The organism is candidate division KSB1 bacterium, from assembly GCA_016214895.1.
Lineage (GTDB): Bacteria > Electryoneota > RPQS01 > RPQS01 > RPQS01 > JACRMR01.
Window position 1 is genome coordinate 158703 of the sequence record JACRMR010000008.1, and the last position, 21644, is coordinate 180346.

Genomic DNA, 21644 nt, shown 5'->3' on the forward strand with positions numbered 1-21644 from the left:
AAACCGACCATGAACGATTCCGATCAGGCTCATGACATCCCGGCCGTCCAGCCGGTAGAGATCAGCGAAGACGACAAGCTGCTGGCGATCCTCGCCTATGTTCCCGTCCTGTGTCTCCTCCCGTTCTTGCGGCCTGATCGTGGCGAATTCGTCAGCGGTCACGTGCGCCTTGGCATGAGCTTGTTCGTGATTGAGGTCTTCGCTCTGATCCTGCGCTACTTGCGCGTAATCTGGGATGTCGTCATCTTGCTCTGCATCATCGGAGCCATCGCCGGGATTATCCATGTGGTCAAGGGACAGCGGTTTTCGCTGCCCTACCTCTCGGACATATTCGCTCGCAAGTGGTAGCGGTCCGCGCGGTCAGACCGGGGCGGTTAGAAAGTGTGAAATGGATAGTTGGCTGGACGCCGCGCGAATCCCTGTGGCAAGGATTCGTGGCTATGTCGCCACCATTGAAAGGGCTGAATAATGAGGATTGCCGAGAAGGTCGCTCATTTCCAGACTGCACGACAAGTGATGGCTTTGGGGCTTTACCCCTACTTTCGTGCAATCGACTCCGATCAGGACACCGTGGTCAAGATGAATGGCCGCGATGTGCTCATGCTCGGTTCCAACAACTACCTCGGGTTGACCAATCACCCAAAGGTCAAAGAGGCGGCCATGGACGCCATCCGCAGGTATGGCGCCGGTTGTGCCGGTTCGCGCTTTCTGAACGGCACCTTGCGCATCCATATCGAATGTGAAGAACGGCTGGCCGAGTTTATGGGCAAGGAAGCCGTTCTTTTGTTTACGACCGGGTTCCAGGCAAATCAGGGCGTGATTTCCACGCTCGTGGGTCGCAACGGTTTGGTCGTAACCGACTCCCTTGACCACGCTTCCATCATCGACGGCTGCCGCCTGTCGTTCGGCAAGATGGTCAAATTCAAGCACAACGACATGGCGGATCTCGAGCGCGTCCTCGCCGCTCACCACGGCAAGTCGATGCTCGTGATCACGGAAGGTGTCTTTTCCATGGAAGGCGATGTGGTCAAGCTGCCGGAAACGTTGGCGCTCTGCCAGCGCTACGACGCCGACCTGCTGTTGGACGACGCCCATGGCGTCGGCGTTTTCGGTGAGCAGGGTGGAGGCGTCGCGCAGCACTTTGGGAAAGAACACGAAGTTGACATGATCGTCGGCACGTTCTCCAAGTCGCTGGCCTCGATCGGCGGCTTTGTCGCGGCTTCCGAGCCGATCATTCACTATCTCAAACATCATAGTCGGGCTTTGATCTTCTCGGCCAGCCCTCCGCCGGCCGCGGTCGCGGCGGTCATTGCCGCGATTCAGATTATTCGTGCGGAACCTGAGCGCCGCGAATTGCTCTGGCGGAACACGAACTATTTGCGCAGCGGACTGCAAACGCTCGGTCTGGACACGGGAGCAAGCGAGACGCCGATCATTCCGGTGCTCGCCGGTGACGAGCTGGCCTGCTTTCAGGTTTGCCATGCCATGCAGGACGAAGGCGTATTCGTAAATCCGGTCGTGCCTCCGGCCGTGCAGCCCGGCCAGAGTCTGATCCGTTTCTCTGTGATGTCCACGCACACTCTCGAGCAACTCGACTTCGCGCTCGAAAAGCTCGCCCGCGTGTCAACCCAGTATCATTTACAGGAGGTCGCTCATCGGGCTGACGCTGGAACCGGTCGTCTCCAAACGGAGTCTGCGGGAGTTTCTTCGCTTTCCCTGGAAGATCATGGCGAATGACCCTGCTTGGGTTCCGCCGTTACTAAAGGACCAGGAAGATAGATTCAAACCCGACTACCCGTTCTACGAGCACGGCGCGGTCGCCTCGTGGCTCGTTCGCGATTCCGCCGCGCGACCTGTCGGTCGGATTTCCGCGATTCACAATCGCGCACACAACGAATTTCAGCAGGACCGGACAGGCTTCTTCGGGTTCTTTGACACGGTAGATAATCCGGCCGTGGCCGGGATGTTGCTGGATGAAGCCGCCAAGTGGCTGCGGGCTCGCGGCCTCGCCTCGATGCAGGGGCCGATGAATTTCAGTACAAACGAGGAATGCGGCATGCTGATCGAGGGGTTTGATACCCCTCCCGCGATCATGATGATGCACAATCCGCCGTACTACAACCGGCTCATGGAGCATTGTGGCATGAGCAAGGTCATGGACCTGCTTGCCTATGAACTCCATGAAGGGGAGTTGAGTCCGCGGATCGTCCAGCTGGCCAACAAACTCGAGCAACGCCTCGCCCTCAGAGTCCGGCCCTTCAACAAGCGGGATTTCTGGGGCGAGGTTAAGCGCTTCGAGGCGCTTTATAATCAGATCTGGGAGCGGAATTGGGGCTTCGTGCCCATGACCCCGGCCGAGGTGAAGTTCATGGCGAAGACCCTCAAGCTGGTTTATGATTCCCGACTGATCTACTTTGCGGAGAACGAACGGGGCGAACCGGTCGGCTTCATTCTCGGCCTGCCTGACGTCAACGTACTCTTCAAGAAGATGAATGGCCGCCTGTTTCCGACGGGCATCTTTACGTTGCTCTTCGGACGAAGGCACATTCATCGCGCGCGTATCCTGACCATGGGCGTCCTGCCCGAATATCGCAATCGCGGGCTTGATGCTTTGTTGTACTGCCGCGCATACCAGTTCGGTACTCAAGCCGGGTATGGCTGGGGCGAGTTCTCCTGGATGCTCGAAGACAACAAGCCAATCAACGATGCCGCCGTCGCCATGGGGTCACGGCTCTACAAGCGCTGGCGTATCTGGGATCGTCCGACTTAGCTGCCAAGTAACATTCCTTAACTCGAGACTCCATTCCGACCGTGTTCGCCGAAGTTCTCTCCGCCGCATTGCTTGGCATCGATGCGTACCTCGTCAAGGTCGAAAGTCATCTTGAGAACGGGATGTACGCTTTCACGGTCGTCGGCCTTCCGGACAGCGCGGTCAAGGAATCCCGCGAGCGCGTATCGGCCGCGGTGAAGAATTCCGGCTTCGTCATGCCCACGCGGCGGATCACGGTCAACCTCGCGCCCGCCGATGTACGCAAAGAAGGTAGTGCCTTTGATCTGCCGATGGCGCTGGGGATCCTCGCCGCATCAGGTCAGGTCACCGCTCAGGGACTCGAGCAAACCGCTCTTCTCGGAGAGCTTGCGTTGGACGGCAAGATTCGACCGATTCGCGGGGCTTTGCCGATTGCCAGCTCTTTGAAATTGGAAGGGGTGAAACGGCTGCTCGTTCCCGAAGCGAATGCGCGCGAAGCGGCGTTGGTGAAAGAAGTGGCAGTTTACCCGATGGAGAGTCTGCGCGACGCCGTTGATTTCCTGAACGGTGATGATCAGGTTCCGCCATACACCGTAAGCCATGAAGCCCTGTTCGCCGAATCGCGTGAAGAGACCGGCAACTTCTGCGACGTGAGAGGTCAGAACTCCGTGAAGCGGGCGCTGGAGATCGCGGCGGCCGGCGGACACAATGTGCTGATGATCGGCCCTCCGGGATCCGGCAAGACCATGCTGGCGCGCCGCCTGCCCTCGATCCTCCCCGACTTCTCGCTCGACGAATCACTCGAGACGACTCGCATCCACTCGGTCGCCGGAATGATGCGCAGCGGTCAGGCCCTGGTGGCCAATCGCCCGTTTCGCTGTCCGCACCACACCGTTTCCGATGCGGGACTGATTGGCGGCGGCATGATCCCCCGGCCCGGCGAGGTCTCGCTGGCTCACAACGGCGTGTTGTTTCTCGACGAACTCCCGGAGTTTCATAAGAATGTGCTCGAGGTCTTGCGTCAGCCGCTGGAAGACGGGGTTGTGACCCTGGCGCGCGCCGCCATCAGCCTCTCTTATCCGGCGAACTTCATGCTGGTGGCCGCCATGAATCCCTGTCCGTGCGGTTACTACACCGACCCGGATCACGAGTGCCGCTGCACGCCTGAACAGGTCAACCGTTATCTTTCGCGCGTCTCCGGCCCGTTGCTCGACCGCATCGACATCCACGTCGAGGTCCCGCGTGTGCCGTGGAAAGAGCTGTCGTCACCGCGCCCGGCGGAGGACTCGGTCGCGATCCAACAGCGCGTGACGACGACGCGTCGCCGGCAGCGCGAGCGCTACGCCGGCACCCGCGCGGATCTTTATTCTAATTCGCAAATGACGAACCGCGAGCTCGAGCGGTTCGCCCCGCTGGATGCCCCGTCGTTGGAAGTGCTGCATCAGGCGATCGACCGCATGGGCCTTTCGGCCCGCGCGTATCACCGGATTCGCAAGATCGCGCGTACGATCGCGGACTTGGAAGGGAGTGAGCAGATTCAACTCCCGCACGTGATTGAGGGCATTCAATATCGTAGTTTAGATCGGATCAAGGAGCTGTCTGTCTGACGGCGGTCGGGTCGTCTGAAGAAAACCGGGAGGAGATTCTGCAGCTCTTCAATTCACGCATTCGGGACCAATTCCAGCGGGATGGTTCGCGAGTCGCGATGACCTTCAACCAGCAGCGATACACGTACGGCGAGTTGGCTCAAGCCGTCTATCGTTTGCGCGGGGCGTTGCGTGCTCGCGGCATCCGACGGCGAGACACCGTCGCGATCCAGCTTCCGAACTCACCGCACTTCGTCATCGCCCACCTCGCCGTGTTGAGTCTCGGCGCGGTCTCGGTCCCCCTCCATATTCAGCTGAAGGCCCGCGAAATCGCGGCCCAGGTCGAAGATGCCGAAGCGGTGGCGATCGTGGCTTGGGACCACCTGTCCACCGAGACCGAGTTGGCGCTTTCCCGCGTGGACTGTTGTCGGCTGCGCATCTATCTCGGCGACTCGATTCCCGCGGGCACCGAGAGTCTCGTGGATCTCATCTCCAAGGGTGATGAGTACCAGGACGAAGCTCCGGTCGCCGAGGACGACACGGCGGTAATCCTTTACACGTCGGGTGTAAGTGGCAAGCCGCGCGGAGTCGAATTGACCCACGCCAATATCTCCGCCGCGGTCGAGGAGTTGAGTCGCGCTCTGCGTCTCCGCGAGACCGATCGCTTCCTCGCCGTGCTGCCTTTCACCCGGGCCAGCGGCCTGTCCACCGGTGTGCATCTCCCCCTCGCAAATGGAGCGGAGCTGATCCCGCTCTCGCGCTTTCACCCGGGCGATGCCCTCGAGGTGCTTCGGGACCGCGGCGTCAGCGTCATGGTCGGCACCCCTTACATGTTTTCTTTGATCGCGGGATTCCCTACCGCCGACCGCGCCGATCTGTCCAAACTGCGCTACCCCATCTCCGTCGATGCGAAGTTGGCGCCGGAGCGCGGGCGCGACGTCGAAGAGCGACTGAAGGTTCACCTCTTTGAAGCGTACGGTTGCACCGAAACCTGCGGCCCCTTTACGATAAACCTGTTCCCCGGCCTCGGGGGGCGTGAGAACGTCGGTCAACCCCTCAGCGGAATGGAGCTCGCGATTCTGGGAGAAGACGGATCGTTCCTGCCGCCCGGAAAGTCCGGCCAAATCGTTGTGCGTGGGCCGTTGCTGATGAAGGGGTACTTGCATCGTCCCGAAAAGAGCCGCCAATCGTTCAGGGAGGGCTGGTTCGTTACCGGCGATGTCGGCTATTTGGACGACTCCGGCAGTCTGGTGGTGACGGGACATTCGACGGAGCTGATCAACAAGGGTGGCTTCCGCGTGTACTCCCGGGAGGTCGAGGATGTGCTGGAAGGGTTGCCGCATATCCGTGAAGTAGCCGTCGTCGGTATCGCCGATACACTCTACGGCGAAGAGGTCAAGGCCTGCGTGGTGCTGAAAGACGGCGCCACGATCTCCCCCAGCGAGATCATCGAGTACGCCAAGGAACGTCTGGCCATGTACAAGTGTCCGAAGATCGTGAAATTCTACAAGGAACTTCCGCACGAAGCGGGAGGTAAGATTCTTAGAAGTGACCTGAAAGACGATCGCGGCTAAATGCTCTATCGCATTGCACTCATCGTGGCTCTGCTCCCGACCTGGCTGTGGGCCGGCGAGACCGTTCGCTTCCGCTCGTCGGATGGAGTCAATCTGGTTGCAACCTTGAGCACGCCCGTGAAGGCTCCGCTCGGATCGCTCCTCTTGTTTCACATGTTGGGAAAGGACCGCACGTCCTGGGACGATTTCGCGCAGGCGGCGGTAACCGCGGGTTACACGGTACTGGCCGTGGACTTGCGCGGGCATGGCGAGAGCCGAGGTTCCGACGACGGCGAGCTCAACTACAAGCTCCTGCCTGAATCCAGCTTCCGCGCGATGACCCGCGATCTTGCGGCGGCGGTCGAATTCGTTCGCTCGCGGTCGGCGGCGCGGGTCACCCTGATTGGCGCGTCCATTGGCGCAAATGTTGCGATTTCCTACGCAGCCACGGACACCTCGATCGCGGGGGTGGTTCTGCTTTCCCCGGGCGAGGTCTTTCGCGGAGTGATGACCAAGCCCGCCATGGCAGCGTACGGTGCCCGGCCGATGTTATTGGTCGCGGCGGAAGACGACAATTACTCCGCGCTCACCGTGGCGACGTTGCAAAACCTCAACCCGGGATCCGAAGCGGTCGTGTATCCCACTGGCGGACACGGCACGTATCTGCTGGAGTCTCGACCCGAACTCACAAGCCGGGTCCTGCAATTTGTCGAGAGTGTCAGCCGGTAACCGTGCGGGGCGGTCGGCTGACTGTGGAATAATCTGGAGGCTACTACAGTGATCCCGGTAGATGTGATCGGAATCTCGGTTTGCCCGCCATACCAGGGCTACGTCGTAATCTTGAAAGAGAAAGACGGTGAGCGTTGGCTGCCCATCTTCATCGGTGCAGCCGAGGCGCAGAGTATCTCGTTTCTGCTGCAGGGCCTCGAGTATGCCCGGCCGATGACGTACGACCTGTTCGCGCATCTCCTCGACGAGGCGAGCGTGAAAGTGCAATCCTGCACGGTCTCCGATCTGAAGGACAATACGTTTTACGCCGTGGTCGAAATGCGAACGGGTTCGGGGGAGAAGAAAGACGTGGACGCTCGTCCCTCGGACGCGATTGCCCTCGCGCTGAAAACGCGCGCGCCCATCCAGGTGGCCGAACACGTGATGGCGGGCGCGGCGGTCTCGAATGAGCCGGTGAATCGCTCGACCGTTGAGCAAATTGCCTATCTTCACCAGAAACTCAAGGAGTGCGTAGAGTGTGAAGCGTACGAGGAGGCCGCCAAGATTCGCGACCACATCCGTTCGCTTGAGGGCCGTGAAATGGATCATGACGACGAGGAACCTGGCCGCTCAGAGCATACCGACTAACTCCGGGAGCGAACGAATAGAATCACGGTCTTTTGCGGGTCCCTGGGGCAGGAACCCGCTTTCGTTTTCTGTCCCCCGCCATTGCCAACCTCATACCCCCATCCCTCCGAATTCTGTGCAATTGCAGCTTCACTATGACAGCCGACTCATCACGGTTTCTAAGATGTTAATAATACAATATTAAGCTCTTCTTGTGGAACTCGCGTGGAACTTGGCTCGTTTCACACGCAGAATTCTATGCTTGACCTTTTGCCAAGTGATTGTTATATTTTTTTTTCGGAGATTTTGCGCGTGAAAGTCCATTTGGCTGCTTACCCTGCTGGGGTTCACCGGATTCGCGAGGATTTGCTTCCGGAAGAGCTGGAGTTGGACCCGAGCGTGTTCAACGCCGTCCATGCGGATCTCACCCTCGACCGCCATGATCGGTACCTCCAGTTTGAGTTCCGGCTGCATGCCGAAGTGGGATTGCAGTGCGACCGCTGCCTTGCGGATTTCACGTCGGCGGTCGAAGTCCGTTCGCCGATGATCTACGTGCTCGGCACGCCGTCCCGCGGCGAAGCCATCGACGATCCCGACCTGACGGTGATTCCGCCACACACCTCGGACCTCGATCTTACGGCCGATCTCCGCGATGCGCTCATCCTGGCCCTGCCGCGCAAACGGCTTTGCCGCGAAACCTGTCGCGGGCTGTGCCCGACCTGCGGAGCGGACTGGAACGAATCCGTGTGCGCGTGCGCAACGCGCTCTGAATCCTAATCGATCGCAATACTCCTAATAAACCAACCTCGATTGGAACTCCACTATGGCTGTCCCTAAGCGAAGAACCGGCAAATCGCGTCGTGATCGTCGTCGCGCCAACTACAATCTGTCCGCGCCGACGGTCACCTCGTGCCCGAACTGCCACAAGGAAAAGGCGCCGCACCGCGCTTGTCCCAACTGCGGATTCTACAACGGTCGCCACGTCGTTCAAGTCAAGTCCGCTTAGTCCTCGCGGAAGCACCGTTCACCTGGGGATCAGATGGTTGTCGTAGCCCTGGACGTTATGGGCGGTGATCACGCCCCCGCGGTTCCCATTGACGCTGCCCTGGCGGCGCTCGATGAATTCGGGACTGGATTGCGTTTGATGCTGGTCGGCCCGGCCGAGCTGGTCGAGAAGGAGCTGAAGCATCGTCGCGGCGGAATCGATGACCGCATCGAAATCGTCCACGCGTCGGAAGTAGTCCTGATGACCGACAAGCCAGCCAAGGCGATCCGCACCAAGCCGAACTCATCGCTCATCAAAGCCGTCGAAATGCACCGTGACGGACGCGCTGCCGCGGTGGTCTCGGCGGGACATACCGGCGTTCAGATGGCGGCCAGCTTCATGCTGCTCGGTTTGATCGAGGGTGTTAAGCGTCCGACGATCGGCGGGCTGTTTCCGGTGGGCAAGGGTAAGTTCTCCATTCTCTGCGACGTCGGCGCCAATACGGACTGCAAGCCGATCAATCTGCTGCAATTCGCGGCGATGGGCTCCGTGTTCATGGAAATCATGACCGGCAAGGCAAACCCGACGGTCGGTTTGCTTTCGATTGGCTCGGAGAAGAACAAGGGCAACGAGGCGGTACTTGCCGCGCACTATCTGCTTGAACAGAGCGGCTTGAACTTTGTCGGCAACGTCGAGGGCGGCGACATCCTGCGCGGGAACTGCGACGTGTATGTCTGCGACGGTTTCGTGGGCAACATCGTGCTCAAGTTCGCCGAGTCGGTCGGTCCGATGGTCTTCGCCAGACTGGCCGGCATGGCGTCTCCGGATGGCGCGGACTCCGGAGCCGGGTCCGTCTTGCGGCAATTGCAGAAGGATTTCGACTACGCGGAAGTTGGCGGAGTTCCCTTGCTTGGCGTCAACGGGATCTCGATCATCTGCCACGGCGGTTCTTCGGCAAAAGCCGTCAAGAATGCGATTCGGGAAGCGATGACTCTGAGCAAAGGCGGCCTGCCGCAAGCTCTGTCAGAGGGCATCGAGCGGTTTGACGCCGGCATGCTCGCCCGCGGAATGGCGCGCTTCAAGTCATTTCAGGAGCGGCAAGACCAGTTTGACGTGGAGGACGAACAGAATGACTGAGCGGGGCCGGCGCGCGCCTGCGGCGCGCATCGTCGGAACGGGCCACTCCGTTCCCGATCAAATCGTGACGAACCGGGATCTCGAGCGTATCGTCGATACCAGCGACGACTGGATCACCACTCGCACGGGGATCAAAGAGCGGCGAATCATTCAGCAAGGTCAGAAGACCTCTGATTTCTGCATTGCCGCGGCGCGCAGCGCTCTCGAGATGGCTGACGTCCGCGCTGAAGAGCTGGATGCGATCATCCTCGCCACCATCTCGCCTGATATGCGATTCCCGGCCACGGCGATCATTGTCCAGGGTGCGCTGGGAGCCGTGAATGCCGCGGCCTGGGATATCAGCGCGACCTGCTCCGGCTTCATGTTTTCGCTCTATCAAGGCGAAGCGATGATTGCTCTGGGGCGCGCCCGGAAGGTATTGGTCATTGGCGCGGAAATGCTCACGCTGCTGACGGATTGGACCGACCGCGGAACTTGCGTGCTGTTCGGCGACGGCGCCGGCGCCGCCGTGCTGGCGGCAGCCTCCGACGACCGCGGAATCCTCTCGACTTACATCGGCACCAGCGGCGATCAGGTTGATCTGCTGTACTGTATCGGACAGGGCACCCAAGGCTCGCTCAACAACGGGCAACCGGCCAACGGTGAGCGCTACATCCGCATGAACGGCAACGAGGTCTTTCGTCACGCCGTGCGCACCATGGGGCGGGCCGCCGCGGAAGCGGTCGCCCGATCGGGTCTGACCGCCGATGACATCGACTGGCTCGTCCCGCATCAGGCCAACACCCGCATCATCGACGCGACCGCCGAGCGCATGAATATGCCGCCGGAGCGTGTCTATGTCAATATCAGCCGCTATGGGAATACGTCGTCCGCCTCAATCCCCATCGCCCTCGACGAAGCGCGCCGGACCGGTGTCATCAAAGACGGTCAGGTCGTGCTCACCGTTGCCTTCGGCGGCGGCTTTACGTGGGGCAGTGCGGTCATCCGCTTCTGATCCAGTCGGCTTCGCTACACACCCCCTCTTCAACAAATTCTTAGGCGTACGTTGTTGAACATCTTTCTCTTTCCGGGCCAGGGATCGCAGTCCGTCGGGATGGGACGCGACTTGCATGAGGCCTACGAGCTTGCTCGCCACCGCTTCGCGGAGGCTTCAGGGATTCTCGGTTTCGACCTCGCCCGCATTTGCTTCGAGGGCCCTGAGGAACAGCTTCGGCAGACCCGGGTGACACAGCCGGCGCTCTACGTACATTCTTGCATCGTCTCCGAGTTACTGGCGGAACGCGGGATTCGACCCTCGGCCTGCGCCGGCCATAGCCTCGGCGAATACTCCGCGTTGGCCTCCGCTGATGCTTTCGATTTTGCCTCGGGTCTTGCGCTGGTGAAAGCTCGGGCACAGGCCATGCAAACGGCAGGTGAAAACAACCCGGGCACCATGGGTGCAGTCGTGGGCATCGACGATGAGATCCTGCGCGAGGTATGCGCGGAAGCGTCGGCTGAGGGTGTCGTGATTCCTGCCAACTATAATTCTCCGGGTCAGGTCGTAATCTCCGGTACGGTTGCCGGCGTCAGACGCGCGCTCGACCTCGCGAAGGCTCGTGGTGCTCGACTGGTCAAGGAGTTGCCGGTCAGCGGCGCTTTTCACTCTCCCTTGATGGCATCCGCGGCGGAGTCACTCGGTGCAGCTCTTGCGGACGCCGACTTGCGCAAACCCAATTGCCCGGTAGTCTCGAACGTCACGGCCCGACCGCATACGACCGTCGAGAGCGTTCGTCAACTTCTGGCGGAACAGTTGCTCTCTCCGGTCCGTTGGACGGAATCCGTCGCGACACTGGCGTCGCTCGGCGATGCCCGCTGGTTCGAAATCGGCAGCGGTAACGTGCTCACCGGACTACTCAAACGTTCCGTCAAGGGCGCGTCTGCGGAAACGGTCGGCACCGTTCCCGACCTCGCGAAAGTCGCGGCTTCAGCCGAGGTCCCATCGTGAGCACGGCCTTACACGGCAAAACCGCCTGGATCACCGGTGCCGCCCGCGGTATCGGTAAGGAGATTGCTCTCGCCTTCGCGGAGGCCGGAGCGAATCTCGCGCTCACGGACGTGCTCGAACCGGAGCTTGCAGCCACCGCGACCGAACTCGCGTCCGCTCACGGTGTGAAGGCCATTTTCTCCAAGCTCGATGTTACCGATGCCGCCGGCGCCGACGCCTGGGTCCAGCGTTGCGTCGAGGAGTTAGGCTCTCTCACCATCTTGATCAATAACGCCGGGATCACCCGCGACGCCTTGCTGATCCGCATGAGCGAGGACGACTGGGATCGTGTACTCACCGTCAATCTCAAAGGGGCCTTCGTCTGTAGCAAGGCGGCCGCCAAGATCATGATGAAAGCGCGGTATGGCAAGATCGTCAACATGGCGTCGGTGGTCGGCGTGATGGGGAATGCCGGGCAGGCCAATTACTCGGCGTCCAAGGCGGGTCTGATTGGCCTCACCAAGTCAGTCGCCAAGGAGCTCGGCGGGCGCGGCGTCAGAGTGAATGCCGTCGCTCCGGGGTTCATCGAGACCGACATGACCCACCAGCTTTCGCCCGAGGTCAAGGCAGCCTACTTGAAGGGCATTCCGCTGAATTCCTTCGGCACCCCTGCGGACGTCGCTCAACTCTGCGTCTTCCTGTGCTCGCCGGCCTCGGACTACATCACCGGACAGGTTGTCGTGATTGACGGCGGCCTGCACACCTAATCGTCGCATAAACGAATCGTTCAGATCGTTCACATACCCAGAGGAAGCCTTAACATGGACAATCTCGAGTCCAAAGTCAAGAAGATCATCGCGGACCGTTTGCAGGTAGAAGCTGAAAGTGTTACGCCGACCGCCAGCTTTGTCGAAGACCTCGGCGCGGATTCGCTTGACCTCGTCGAACTCGTGATGGCCTTCGAGGAAGAGTTTGACTTGGAGATTCCCGATCAAGACGCCGAAGGCATGAAGACGGTCGGAGCCGCGATCGAATACCTCAACAAGAAGGCGGCGGAGAAGGCTTAGCCGCCCTGCGAGCAAAGTATGAGTTTAACTCCACGGCGGCGTGTTGTCGTGACGGGATTGGGTGCCATTACTCCCATCGGCAATAACGTCGCCGAGTTCTGGAACGGCTTGATGGCAGGTGCGAGCGGCGCGGGACCCATCACTCAGTTTGATGCGTCCCCGTTTCCGACTCGGTTTGCTTGCGAAGTAAAGCACTTTGATCCCGCTCCGGTCATCGAGCCGAAGGAGGCTCGCCGGATGGATCGCTTTACGCAGTTTGCCCTCGTGGCCGCGCACGAAGCGGTCATGGATGCCGGCTTGAATGCCGACGGTTTCGACCGCTCGGGAGTCGGCGTGATCGTCGGCAGCGGCATCGGCGGCATTATCGTTTTCGAGGACCAGACTCGCGCGTTTATCGAAAAAGGACCGCGTCGCATCAATCCGTTTTTCGTGCCGATGATGATCTCGGATATTGCCAGCGGACACATTTCAATGACGTGGGGATTTCAGGGCCCCAACTTCTCGGTCGTGTCGGCGTGCTCCACGGCGGGTCATTCCACGCATATGGCCTATCGCCTGATTCAGGCGGGCGAGGCCGACGTGATGGTGACCGGTGGGGCGGAGGCGGCCATCAGCAACATGGGTCTCGGCGGATTCTGTTCGATGAAAGCCCTTTCAACCCGCAACGACGAGCCGCACCGGGCGAGCCGGCCCTTTGACAAGGATCGCGATGGTTTTGTCATGGGCGAAGGCGCCGCAATCCTTGTCCTCGAGGAGCGCGAGCATGCGCTCCGGCGCGGAGCGCAGATCTATGCCGAATTGCTCGGCGCCGGCGCTTCCGGCGACGCGCATCATATTACCGCTCCCCATCCCGACGGCGCGGGCGCGACGCGGGCGATGGCGGCGGCCATCCGCGATGCCGGAATCGAACCGACGGCGATTGATTACGTCAATGCTCACGGGACGTCCACGGACATCGGCGACCCGATTGAATCGCGGGCGATCCGCGCGGTCTTCGGCGGGCATGCCGACAAGTTGGCCGTTTCTTCGACGAAGTCCATGACCGGACACTGCCTCGGTGCGGCCGGCTCCGTGGAGGCCATTGCGTCGATCCTGGCGACTCGTCACGACCGGCTGCCGCCGACGATTAATCTCGAGCATCAGGATCCGGCTTGCGACCTCTACTATGTGCCGAACCGGCCGGAGGCGCGACGCGTTGACGTCGCGCTCTCTAATTGCTTCGGCTTCGGCGGTCACAATTCGTCCCTGATTTTCGCCAAGCCGGATTACCGTGTAGCCTGAGCACCTGCAATGTGGCGCCGCCTGATTGAGAGACTTTTTGCCTCGGCCGGCACGCTCGACCGGGCGACGTCGGCGCATCTCGCGGTGCTGGAACGATTGATCGGATATCGTTTCCGCCGTCGTTCGCTGCTGGTGGACGCGCTCAAACATCGGTCGGCTCTGCATCAACTGAACGAGGACCGCTCGCGTTCCAACGAGCGCCTCGAATTTCTCGGCGACGCAGTCCTCGATTTCGTCGTCGCCGAGTATTTCTACCATCTGTTTCCGCAAATGGTCGAGGGCGAGCTGACAAAATTGCGGTCGGTCATTTGCAGCGGCTCCGTGCTCGCGCGAGCCGCCGCCAAACTGGACCTCGGCCGGTTCGTCATCCTTAGCGCCAACGAGGAGCGCACCGGGGGTCGCGAACGCGCGTCGATTCTCGAGGACGCCTTCGAGGGGCTGATCGGCGCGATCTACCTTGACGGCGGCCTTCCACCGGCGCGGCGGTTCGTCGAGGGTTACTTGTTGGACAACTGGCGCGATGTCGTCAAGCAACGGGAGTTCGTCAACTACAAGAGCCTGATTCTCGAACACGCGCAGGCCAAGCAGTGGTCGGCCCCGGTCTATGCGTTGCGCGAGGAATGCGGTCCCGATCACTCCAAAGTGTTCGTGGTCGAACTGCTGATCAACGGGGTCGTCTATGGCCGCGGCGAGGGCCGATCCAAAAAGGCCGCGGAACAGGAAGCCGCCCTCGCCTCCGCGGAGAAATTGGGACTGCTTCCGGGTGTCGAACCGGAATCGGGTCGGCTGGGACGATAGCGCTTCCCCTGATGTGTGCGTCCGGAAATATTCAACGTCCATTCCGCAATGCATCCGAAATTCTGCTCGCAATGCGGCGCGCCTTTGGACCTGCGTCTTGCCGACGGCAGACCACGACCCGTCTGCCCCGACTGCGGACTCATCGTGTATATGAATCCGCTTCCGTCAGTCGCGGCCATTCTGTACTCAGCGGGCCGCGTCTTGCTTGTCAGGCGCGGGATCGAACCCGGTAAGGGCCTGTGGGGTCTGCCCGGCGGCTTCGTCGAGCGTGGCGAGACGACACAGCAAGCGCTCGTGCGCGAGGTGGAGGAGGAGACGGGATTGATCTGCGCGCCGGTGGACCTGATCGACGTCCAATCCGTCATCGGCGGATTCTACGGCGATGTGGTCGTTGTCTGTTACTCAGCGCACGTGCTCGCGGGCACGACGTGCGCCGGCTGCGACGCCGCCGAAGTCGGCGAATTCCCGGTTGACGAGCTGCCTCCCATGGCATTCGAAACCCATCGCAAATTTCTACACTGCTTTCAGGCCGGACTCACGTGAGAACCACCGCATACTAAGATGGACCAATTCGCGAACTTTCGACGACTCGCCTCTCCCCTTGGCGCCGTGGTCGTGCTCCTGATCCTGCTGGCAGGCTGCGCCATCGAAGAGTCGGAGCGCGGTCTGACCGGTTCCGTCACCGTCAGCCTCTCCGATCCGGAGGGCGTTTTCATCAGCGGCGCCTTGATCTACGTGGATGATGTGGCGCAGGCCCAGCGCACACCGGCGACCCTGACTGACGTTGCTATCGGCGCTCGTGTGATTCGCGTCAGCCGTCCCGGTTACAATGACGTCTCCTCCACGATCGACGTGCAGTTGAATCAGACCGTCGTTGCCGCGCTGCAAACCACGCTCGCGCCCGTCGGCGCCATTCAACTCGCGGGCGCGCCGGAGGGGACTACCTTGTTAATAAACAACCTTCCGTACGGTGTCGCTCCGCCGGAATTCTTCAGCGTTGGCATCGGAAGTTACACGATCTCGGCCTATCTCGAAGGCCACGCGACCGAGTTACCTTCATTCTGGAGTCGCGAGATCACGATCGGTGATACCATGGTCCTCTCGCCCCGGTTCACCCCCGTGGCCGCGGGCGCCCATCCCGACAGCCTCGTTCCTTCGTTTGCGCTCTTCGACGACCGCGACAGCACACAAATGCACCTGGCGCACTATCGCGGGCGCGTGTGCGTCGTAACGTTTTTCTATTACTACTGTGCGCCCTGCCTGGCCGAATTTCCGTATATCCAAGCCACCTACGCGGAACCGGACTATGCGGGGAAGGTTGAGTTCTTCGGGGTGGATTCACAGGACCCCTGGACCCTGTTCGAGCGCTACCGTCGTGATCACCCGACGCTCAGACTGACGTTCCCGCTGGTGTTCGACCCCGGCATGTTTACGACACGTGATTTTCAGGTGACCGTGCACCCCGCCAACTTCGTAATCGACAAGACCGGCAGAATTCGCTATCGATTCGGTCAGATTACGGAATCCGTTTTGCGTGACGCGATTGACGGCTTGCTCGCGGAGGGCAATTGACGCCGAGCGCGGTTCCCCCTCCCGCCGGAAATCGGATTCTCTGACCCAGACAAGATCGGAAACTTTGCCCATTCGCCACTCAGCTCAGGTCGCTAACCCCATGACCAAGCCCTTCATGCTTCCGCTGTTCAGCGTCATCGTGTTGCTCTGCGGCATGACCGTTCAAGCGCAGACGTTTTCGTTTGTGCAGCATGATACGCTGATCTACTACCAGAACGTGGACACGGTGTACGAGTTTCATGCGTCCGTCCACAACCTGTTGCCGCAGACCCATACGTTGCTCTATACTCTGACGCCGGTGCTGTTCGCGGATACCGCGCGCAACACGAGTATTTGTACCTATGTCGGCTGCTACCCGCCGCACAGTGGATCTTACTCCGTGCCTCAGGAATATGAGAGCGCGTTTGACGACGACCTTGTCAAGTTCACGGTCTATAACATCATCAGCGACTGGAGCCAGGGCTTCCCGATGCCCGTTGAGTCGTCCCTCGTTGGCGACTATGTCTTCGACATTACGGTGGCCAACGCCGCCGAGCCGTCCGAATTCACGACGGCACGCGTCTCCCTGATCTACGGCGACGGCGTGGTGCCCCAAGTCGTGGCGCCGCTGCCCGGTAATGCGGCTCTCGTCTCCAATTTCCCCAATCCGTTTAACGCCTCGACCGAAATCCGTTTCTCACTTGCCGAGCACGCACCGGTCCAGCTCGCGGTGTACGACCTGCTGGGACGGGAGGTCGCGAAGCTGGTGGACGGCGCGCAGTTTCACGCCGGTTCGTACCGCTTGAATTGGAACGCGACTTCGGCGTCCGGCCCGCCGCTGCCGAGCGGCAACTACCTCGTTCGCCTGCTCACGCCCGGCCAATCGGCCACGCATCGTATCGCACTGATTCGCTAATTTCATGTATCCGAGGATCTCATGAAGAGGATGGTTGCATCCGGTCTTGTCACGGCTTGCCTGCTCGCGCTGCTCTCCGTGTCCGCCTTCGCCGACAGCCGCGACTGGTCGCTCCAGGAAGTGAAAGGGGGCACCTTCAAACTATCCGAGAACCTCGGCGAGTCGCCCGTGCTCCTCGTGTTCTGGGCGACGTGGTGCGAACCCTGCAAAAAGGAGATTGCGGAACAGCGACCGCTATTCGACTCATATATCTCCAAGGGCGTAAGAGTCGTGCTCGTCTCCGTGGACACCCAGAAGACGCAGGCTAAGGTCAAGCCGTACGTGGACTCCAAGAAACTCCCCTGGCCTGTGGCGCTGGATCCCAACTCCGAAGTCTTGAAGCGCTACGGCGGGACATCAGTTCCGTACACGGTGCTGCTCGACAAGCACGGCGATGCCAAATTGAAGATTAAGAGCGCCATCAAAGACTCCAAGAACCTGACCACGCAAATCGACCAACTACTGGAAGCAGAGTAATGAGGCTTGCCGTCGCGCTCGTTGTCCTTCTGACCGCCGCGCTCGCGTTTTCGCAGGATAGCGGCGAATCCGAATTCGAGATCCAGGGCTCCAATATTCTGAAGTACGATCAGGGCGAGGAAGTGGACTTCTCCCGCCCCAACGACAAGCATCCCGACAATCTGCTCAAACGGCGCTTTGTCGAGAACCGGCTTCGCCTCGACGTTTATCGCGGTAATCTGCGCGGCGGCATGCGCTTCCTCTATTTCCGGCCGTCCGACAACGACCGGAATCAATACGGCCTGCCCGAGGAGACGCGCATCGACAAGCGCTTCATCGAAGCGGCGCTGCATCCCGTTACCTTGCGCGTCGGCCATTACGGCGATCTCTGGGCCAACGGTCTGGCCTTCAGCTCTTTTGAGAATCGCGATCTTTACTTCGACTCCGAGCTGGACGGTGTTCGCGCCCAGATTGAAGCCGGTCCCTTGACCGCGATCGGCCTGCGTGGATCCAGTGCCGACGGACTGCTGGTGAAGCGCGCCGATGCGAGCGGGGGGCGCCTCCAATGGCGGGGCGGACTGGCGGGTCTGGGTTTCAGTTACGTTCGCGTGGACAGCGGTTTTTACGCGGAAACCAACGTGTCGGGGCTTGACCTGAAATTCAATCGCGGCGTCTTCACCCTGAACCTGGAGCGCGCCTGGAGCGAGACGTTCGTAGCCAGTGGCTCGGGCGAAGGCCACGCGACCTACGTCGGCGTCGTCCTCAGCAAGTGGAGCTGGTCCCTGCTGGCCGACTACAAGGACTACGACTACGGCTACGTCACTCCGTTTCAGAACCCACCGACCGTCTATCGCGAACTCGGCCCGCGCCTGCTCCAGGGTCGCGAGCCGCACGTCATGAACATCCCCAACGAAGTGGGCTATCAACTCGAACTCTCCGGACAGACCACGGGCACTACATTCGCGACGTTGCATTATCATGCCGCCAGCCGTCACGCGCACGATCAATCCGGCATTCCGCGACCAACCCTACAGCAGGTTGATGCTCCGTTCTGGGAGTGTTTCGCCAACGTCGAGCAATCGCTCCCGCGCGACCGCAGCCTGTTCGTCGAGCTCGGGGCCAACGAGGAAGCCTCAGGCACCTGGCAGCAGCGCAAATGGGTACAGACCCGCTTTTCCACGCCGCTGCGTGCGATCCAGCTGGATCTCGAGATCGAAGAGCTGTTCCTCACGGACAAGACCCGTAACGACGAGGACTTTCTCGATCAGTTCTATTCCGCCGGCCTCACCTGGAAGAATGGCTTCTCCGTTTCCGGCGTGTACCAGTTGTCCAACGACCGCGAACTGCAGGACAAGGAGGGACCGAGCTGGCCCTCCGTCGAAACCGCGCTGTCCTTCGGTGAAAATGACCGTCATCGCGCGATTCTCTTTTACGGCCGCGAGCGCGGTGGCCTCAAGTGCTCCAACGGCGTGTGTCGTCAAGTGCAGGCCTTTTCCGGGTTCCGCCTGACCCTCGAAACTTCCTTGTAGAATCATGAGCGAGCAAGATCCGCGTCGCCGGCTGCCGGCCGTCGAGACGCTGCGCGGACATCATGCCCTTACGCCTTATCGCGATCGCATTGCCTCCGAGTTCCTCACGCTGGTGATTCGCGAAGCGGTGGAGGCCGCCCGCGGGAAGCTCGATGCGGGTTCCCGCGAAGCGGTGGAACAGGCACTCATCGCCGACATTACTTCGCGCCTCGATGCACTGCTCCGGCCGTCGTTGCGTTACGTGCTCAATGCCACCGGCGTTATCCTGCACACGGGTCTGGGGCGCGCCCCGCTGAGTGACGATGCCGCGGAGGCGGCGCACTCTGCCGCGAAGTGCTGCAATCTGGAGCTCGATCTCGTGAAAGGGGATCGTGGAGACCGGCAGCTTCATGTCGAACGGCTACTTTGTGTGCTGACCGGTGCGGAAGCGGCGCTCGTCGTCAACAACAACGCGGCCGCGCTCTACCTGACGCTGAACACGCTGGCCCACCGCCGCGAAGTCATCGTCTCCCGCGGCCAGCTCATTGAAATCGGCGGCAGCTTCCGTTTGCCGGATATCATGTCGCGCGCCGGAGTGGTGTTGCGTGAAGTCGGCACCACGAATCGCACTCGCGCGGCGGACTTCTCCGCGGCGATTACGCCAAAAACCGCGCTGTTGCTGCGCGCCTATCCGTCTAACTTTCGTATTGACGGATTCTCAGAATCGGTCGGCGTCGCGGAACTCGCCGCGCTCGCTCGCGAACGCTCGCTGCCGGTCATTGATGATCTTGGAGGGGGTCTGCTTTGGGACTGGACGGCGACTGGCCTTCCCTATGAGCCGAATGTTCGGGAAAGCCTGACTTCGGGCGCCGATCTCGTACTCGTTTCCGGCGATAAAGTCCTCGGCGGTCCCCAAGCGGGGATCATTCTCGGCCGTCGCGATCTCGTGACGAAGCTGAAGCAGGCGCCCTTGGCACGGGTTGTGCGCGCCGACAAGCTGGCGATTGCCGCGCTCGCCGAGACCTTGCGCGCCTATCTCGATCCCCGTGGGCCGATCGCAACATTGCCCGTGTGGCAAATGCTGACGGTGGACATCGCCTCGCTGCGCCGCCGCGCCGCCGCCGTCATCGTGGCTCTGCGCCCGCTGGTGGAGTGGAAAGTCCTCGAAGTCGTGGAGAGCAAGTCCGAGACGGGTTCGGGAACGCTGCCCGCCGTTTCCATTCCGAGCATCGCGGTCCGTTGCCTACCGGAGTCCATGACCGCCTCGAAGTTCGCCCGCGCGTTGCGCGAACGCGACATGCCTGTCGTCGGAACTTTACAACGCGATGCCGTCTGGCTGGATCTGCGGACGATCCCGCCGTCTGATGATGTCCTGCTGTTGGAGTCCGTACGGATCGCGCTGAAACGGGAGTGTTTTCGTGACTAAATTGCTGCTGGTGTTGGTCTGCTTGTCCGGCACCTGCGGAATATCGCTCGCCGCGCACGTCGAATGGCTGGTCATTGACGGCGCCATCGGACCGGTCGCGCACAAGATGGTCGGTGAGGCCATCGAGCGCGCCGAGCGGACGAACGCCGAAGTACTGGTCATCGAAATGGACACACCCGGCGGCCTGCTGAGTACGACGCGTCTCATTTGCAAGGAGATGCTCGCGGCCCGTACCCCCGTGGTCGTGTATGTCTCGCCCTCCGGGGCCCGTGCCGGCTCCGCGGGCGTCTTCCTGACGCTGGCGGCTCACATCGCCGTGATGGCGCCCGGCACGAACATCGGCGCCGCCCATCCGGTCGGTCTCGGCGGGATCGGCGGCGGTCAGGATTCCGGCAGCGTCATGAAGGACAAGATTACCAACGACGCCGCCGCCTTCGCCCGCACACTGGCTCAACAGCACGGACGCAATGTGGACTGGGCTGAACGCGCCGTCCGCGAGAGCATCTCCGCCACAGAGCAAGAGGCGCTGGCCGAGGGCGTGATCGATTTCATCGCGCCGAGCCGTGATTCCCTGCTCGCCGGACTCGAAAATCGCGTCGTCAAAACCGAGTCGGGCGAACACACCCTGCACACGGCAGGTGCGGAAATCCGCGCGACCGAGAAGTCGCTCCGGCTGCAGATTCTCGATTTCATCGCGGACCCGAACATCGCCTATATCCTGTTGTTGCTCGGCGTGTACGGCCTGTTCTTTGAGCTTTACAATCCCGGCTCCGTGTTCCCCGGCGTCGTCGGTGGCCTGTCCCTGATCCTCGCCCTGTTCAGCTTGCAGTTGCTGCCCTTCAGCTGGGCCGGGCTGCTGCTGATTGGTCTGGGCATCCTGCTCTTCGCGCTCGAGGTGAAAATCGCCAGCTACGGCATGTTGAGCATCGGCGGCATCATTGCGCTCGTCCTCGGTTCGTTCATGTTATTTGATCCGATTGAGGGAGGGATGCGTGTGGGCTTCGAATTGATTATCCCCGCGGCCATCATCACCGCGTTGTTTTTCGCCTTCGTGGTCGGCATGGGCTTACGTGCTCAACGCCGCAAGGTCGTCAGCGGCAGCGAAAGTCTGGTTGGCGAGATCGGCATTCTGGCGAAGGTCGGCGATCACATGAAACTTCAGGTGCACGGCGAGTTGTGGAACGTCGATCCAGCGACGAACCTCCCCGTCGGCACCCGCGCCCGCATTGCCGCGGTGCATGGGATGAGTCTGACGGTCACCGCCGCGGACTAACTCTGGCTCTGACGGAGAGGA

General features: G+C 61.0%; 23 protein-coding genes. All 23 read left to right on the forward strand.

Annotated features, from left to right (window positions below; genetic code table 11):
- The first annotated feature begins 9 nt into the window (after positions 1-9).
- Positions 10-348, forward strand: a complete 339-nt coding sequence (locus HZB60_05335; GenBank protein ID MBI5059191.1) for a hypothetical protein — start codon at positions 10-12, stop codon at positions 346-348.
- A 120-nt stretch (positions 349-468) separates the two neighbouring features.
- Complete coding sequence (locus HZB60_05340; protein ID MBI5059192.1) at positions 469-1737, forward strand: aminotransferase class I/II-fold pyridoxal phosphate-dependent enzyme; 1269 nt, start codon at positions 469-471, stop codon at positions 1735-1737.
- Positions 1727-2770, forward strand: a complete 1044-nt coding sequence (locus HZB60_05345; GenBank protein ID MBI5059193.1) for an N-acetyltransferase — start codon at positions 1727-1729, stop codon at positions 2768-2770. Before HZB60_05340 ends, HZB60_05345 begins: the two co-directional genes overlap by 11 nt.
- Before the next feature lie 41 nt (positions 2771-2811).
- Positions 2812-4356, forward strand: coding sequence for a YifB family Mg chelatase-like AAA ATPase (locus HZB60_05350; protein MBI5059194.1), 1545 nt, complete (start codon positions 2812-2814; stop codon positions 4354-4356).
- A gap of 98 nt (positions 4357-4454) precedes the next feature.
- Positions 4455-5909 carry an AMP-binding protein gene (locus HZB60_05355; protein ID MBI5059195.1) on the forward strand — a complete coding sequence of 485 codons (1455 nt, stop codon included), beginning with the start codon at positions 4455-4457 and terminating at the stop codon, positions 5907-5909.
- Positions 5910-6617 (forward strand): alpha/beta fold hydrolase, encoded by a 708-nt coding sequence (locus tag HZB60_05360; protein ID MBI5059196.1) that lies wholly within the window; start codon positions 5910-5912, stop codon positions 6615-6617.
- 48 nt (positions 6618-6665) lie between these two features.
- Positions 6666-7244, forward strand: a complete 579-nt coding sequence (locus tag HZB60_05365) for a bifunctional nuclease family protein (GenBank protein ID MBI5059197.1) — start codon at positions 6666-6668, stop codon at positions 7242-7244.
- Between the two features lie 291 nt (positions 7245-7535).
- Entirely contained in the window at positions 7536-8000 is a 465-nt protein-coding gene (locus HZB60_05370; GenBank protein MBI5059198.1) for a DUF177 domain-containing protein, read from the forward strand.
- Positions 8001-8046: 46 nt separating this feature from the next.
- A complete protein-coding gene (rpmF, locus tag HZB60_05375) occupies positions 8047-8229 on the forward strand; it encodes a 50S ribosomal protein L32 (GenBank protein MBI5059199.1) in 183 nt (60 codons plus the stop codon).
- 33 nt (positions 8230-8262) lie between these two features.
- Complete coding sequence (gene plsX, locus HZB60_05380) at positions 8263-9345, forward strand: phosphate acyltransferase PlsX (protein ID MBI5059200.1); 1083 nt, start codon at positions 8263-8265, stop codon at positions 9343-9345.
- A complete protein-coding gene (locus HZB60_05385) occupies positions 9338-10339 on the forward strand; it encodes a ketoacyl-ACP synthase III (GenBank protein MBI5059201.1) in 1002 nt (333 codons plus the stop codon). Before plsX ends, HZB60_05385 begins: the two co-directional genes overlap by 8 nt.
- A 54-nt stretch (positions 10340-10393) precedes the next feature.
- Positions 10394-11329, forward strand: coding sequence for an ACP S-malonyltransferase (gene fabD, locus HZB60_05390; GenBank protein ID MBI5059202.1), 936 nt, complete (start codon positions 10394-10396; stop codon positions 11327-11329).
- The gene (gene fabG, locus HZB60_05395) at positions 11326-12075 is read left to right on the forward strand and encodes a 3-oxoacyl-[acyl-carrier-protein] reductase (GenBank protein MBI5059203.1); all 750 of its coding nucleotides are present in this window, start codon (positions 11326-11328) and stop codon (positions 12073-12075) included. The genes fabD and fabG overlap by 4 nt, the downstream gene beginning before the upstream one ends.
- Before the next feature lie 54 nt (positions 12076-12129).
- On the forward strand, positions 12130-12375 hold the full coding sequence (gene acpP, locus HZB60_05400; GenBank protein MBI5059204.1) for an acyl carrier protein: 246 nt from the start codon (positions 12130-12132) through the stop codon (positions 12373-12375).
- Between the two features lie 18 nt (positions 12376-12393).
- Positions 12394-13656 (forward strand): beta-ketoacyl-ACP synthase II, encoded by a 1263-nt coding sequence (fabF, locus tag HZB60_05405; protein ID MBI5059205.1) that lies wholly within the window; start codon positions 12394-12396, stop codon positions 13654-13656.
- A gap of 9 nt (positions 13657-13665) precedes the next feature.
- On the forward strand, positions 13666-14454 hold the full coding sequence (gene rnc, locus HZB60_05410) for a ribonuclease III (protein ID MBI5059206.1): 789 nt from the start codon (positions 13666-13668) through the stop codon (positions 14452-14454).
- Positions 14455-14538: 84 nt separating this feature from the next.
- Positions 14539-14997 (forward strand): NUDIX domain-containing protein, encoded by a 459-nt coding sequence (locus HZB60_05415; GenBank protein ID MBI5059207.1) that lies wholly within the window; start codon positions 14539-14541, stop codon positions 14995-14997.
- Between the two features lie 18 nt (positions 14998-15015).
- A complete protein-coding gene (locus HZB60_05420) occupies positions 15016-16026 on the forward strand; it encodes a redoxin domain-containing protein (protein ID MBI5059208.1) in 1011 nt (336 codons plus the stop codon).
- 100 nt (positions 16027-16126) lie between these two features.
- The gene (locus HZB60_05425; protein MBI5059209.1) at positions 16127-16921 is read left to right on the forward strand and encodes a T9SS type A sorting domain-containing protein; all 795 of its coding nucleotides are present in this window, start codon (positions 16127-16129) and stop codon (positions 16919-16921) included.
- Between the two features lie 21 nt (positions 16922-16942).
- A complete protein-coding gene (locus HZB60_05430; protein ID MBI5059210.1) occupies positions 16943-17437 on the forward strand; it encodes a TlpA family protein disulfide reductase in 495 nt (164 codons plus the stop codon).
- Positions 17437-18945: a hypothetical protein gene (locus tag HZB60_05435; GenBank protein MBI5059211.1), complete on the forward strand. Its 1509-nt coding sequence runs from the start codon at positions 17437-17439 to the stop codon at positions 18943-18945. Before HZB60_05430 ends, HZB60_05435 begins: the two co-directional genes overlap by 1 nt.
- Before the next feature lie 4 nt (positions 18946-18949).
- Positions 18950-20350: an L-seryl-tRNA(Sec) selenium transferase gene (locus tag HZB60_05440; protein ID MBI5059212.1), complete on the forward strand. Its 1401-nt coding sequence runs from the start codon at positions 18950-18952 to the stop codon at positions 20348-20350.
- Positions 20343-21623, forward strand: coding sequence for a nodulation protein NfeD (locus HZB60_05445; protein ID MBI5059213.1), 1281 nt, complete (start codon positions 20343-20345; stop codon positions 21621-21623). The genes HZB60_05440 and HZB60_05445 overlap by 8 nt, the downstream gene beginning before the upstream one ends.
- Positions 21624-21644: the final 21 nt, after the last annotated feature.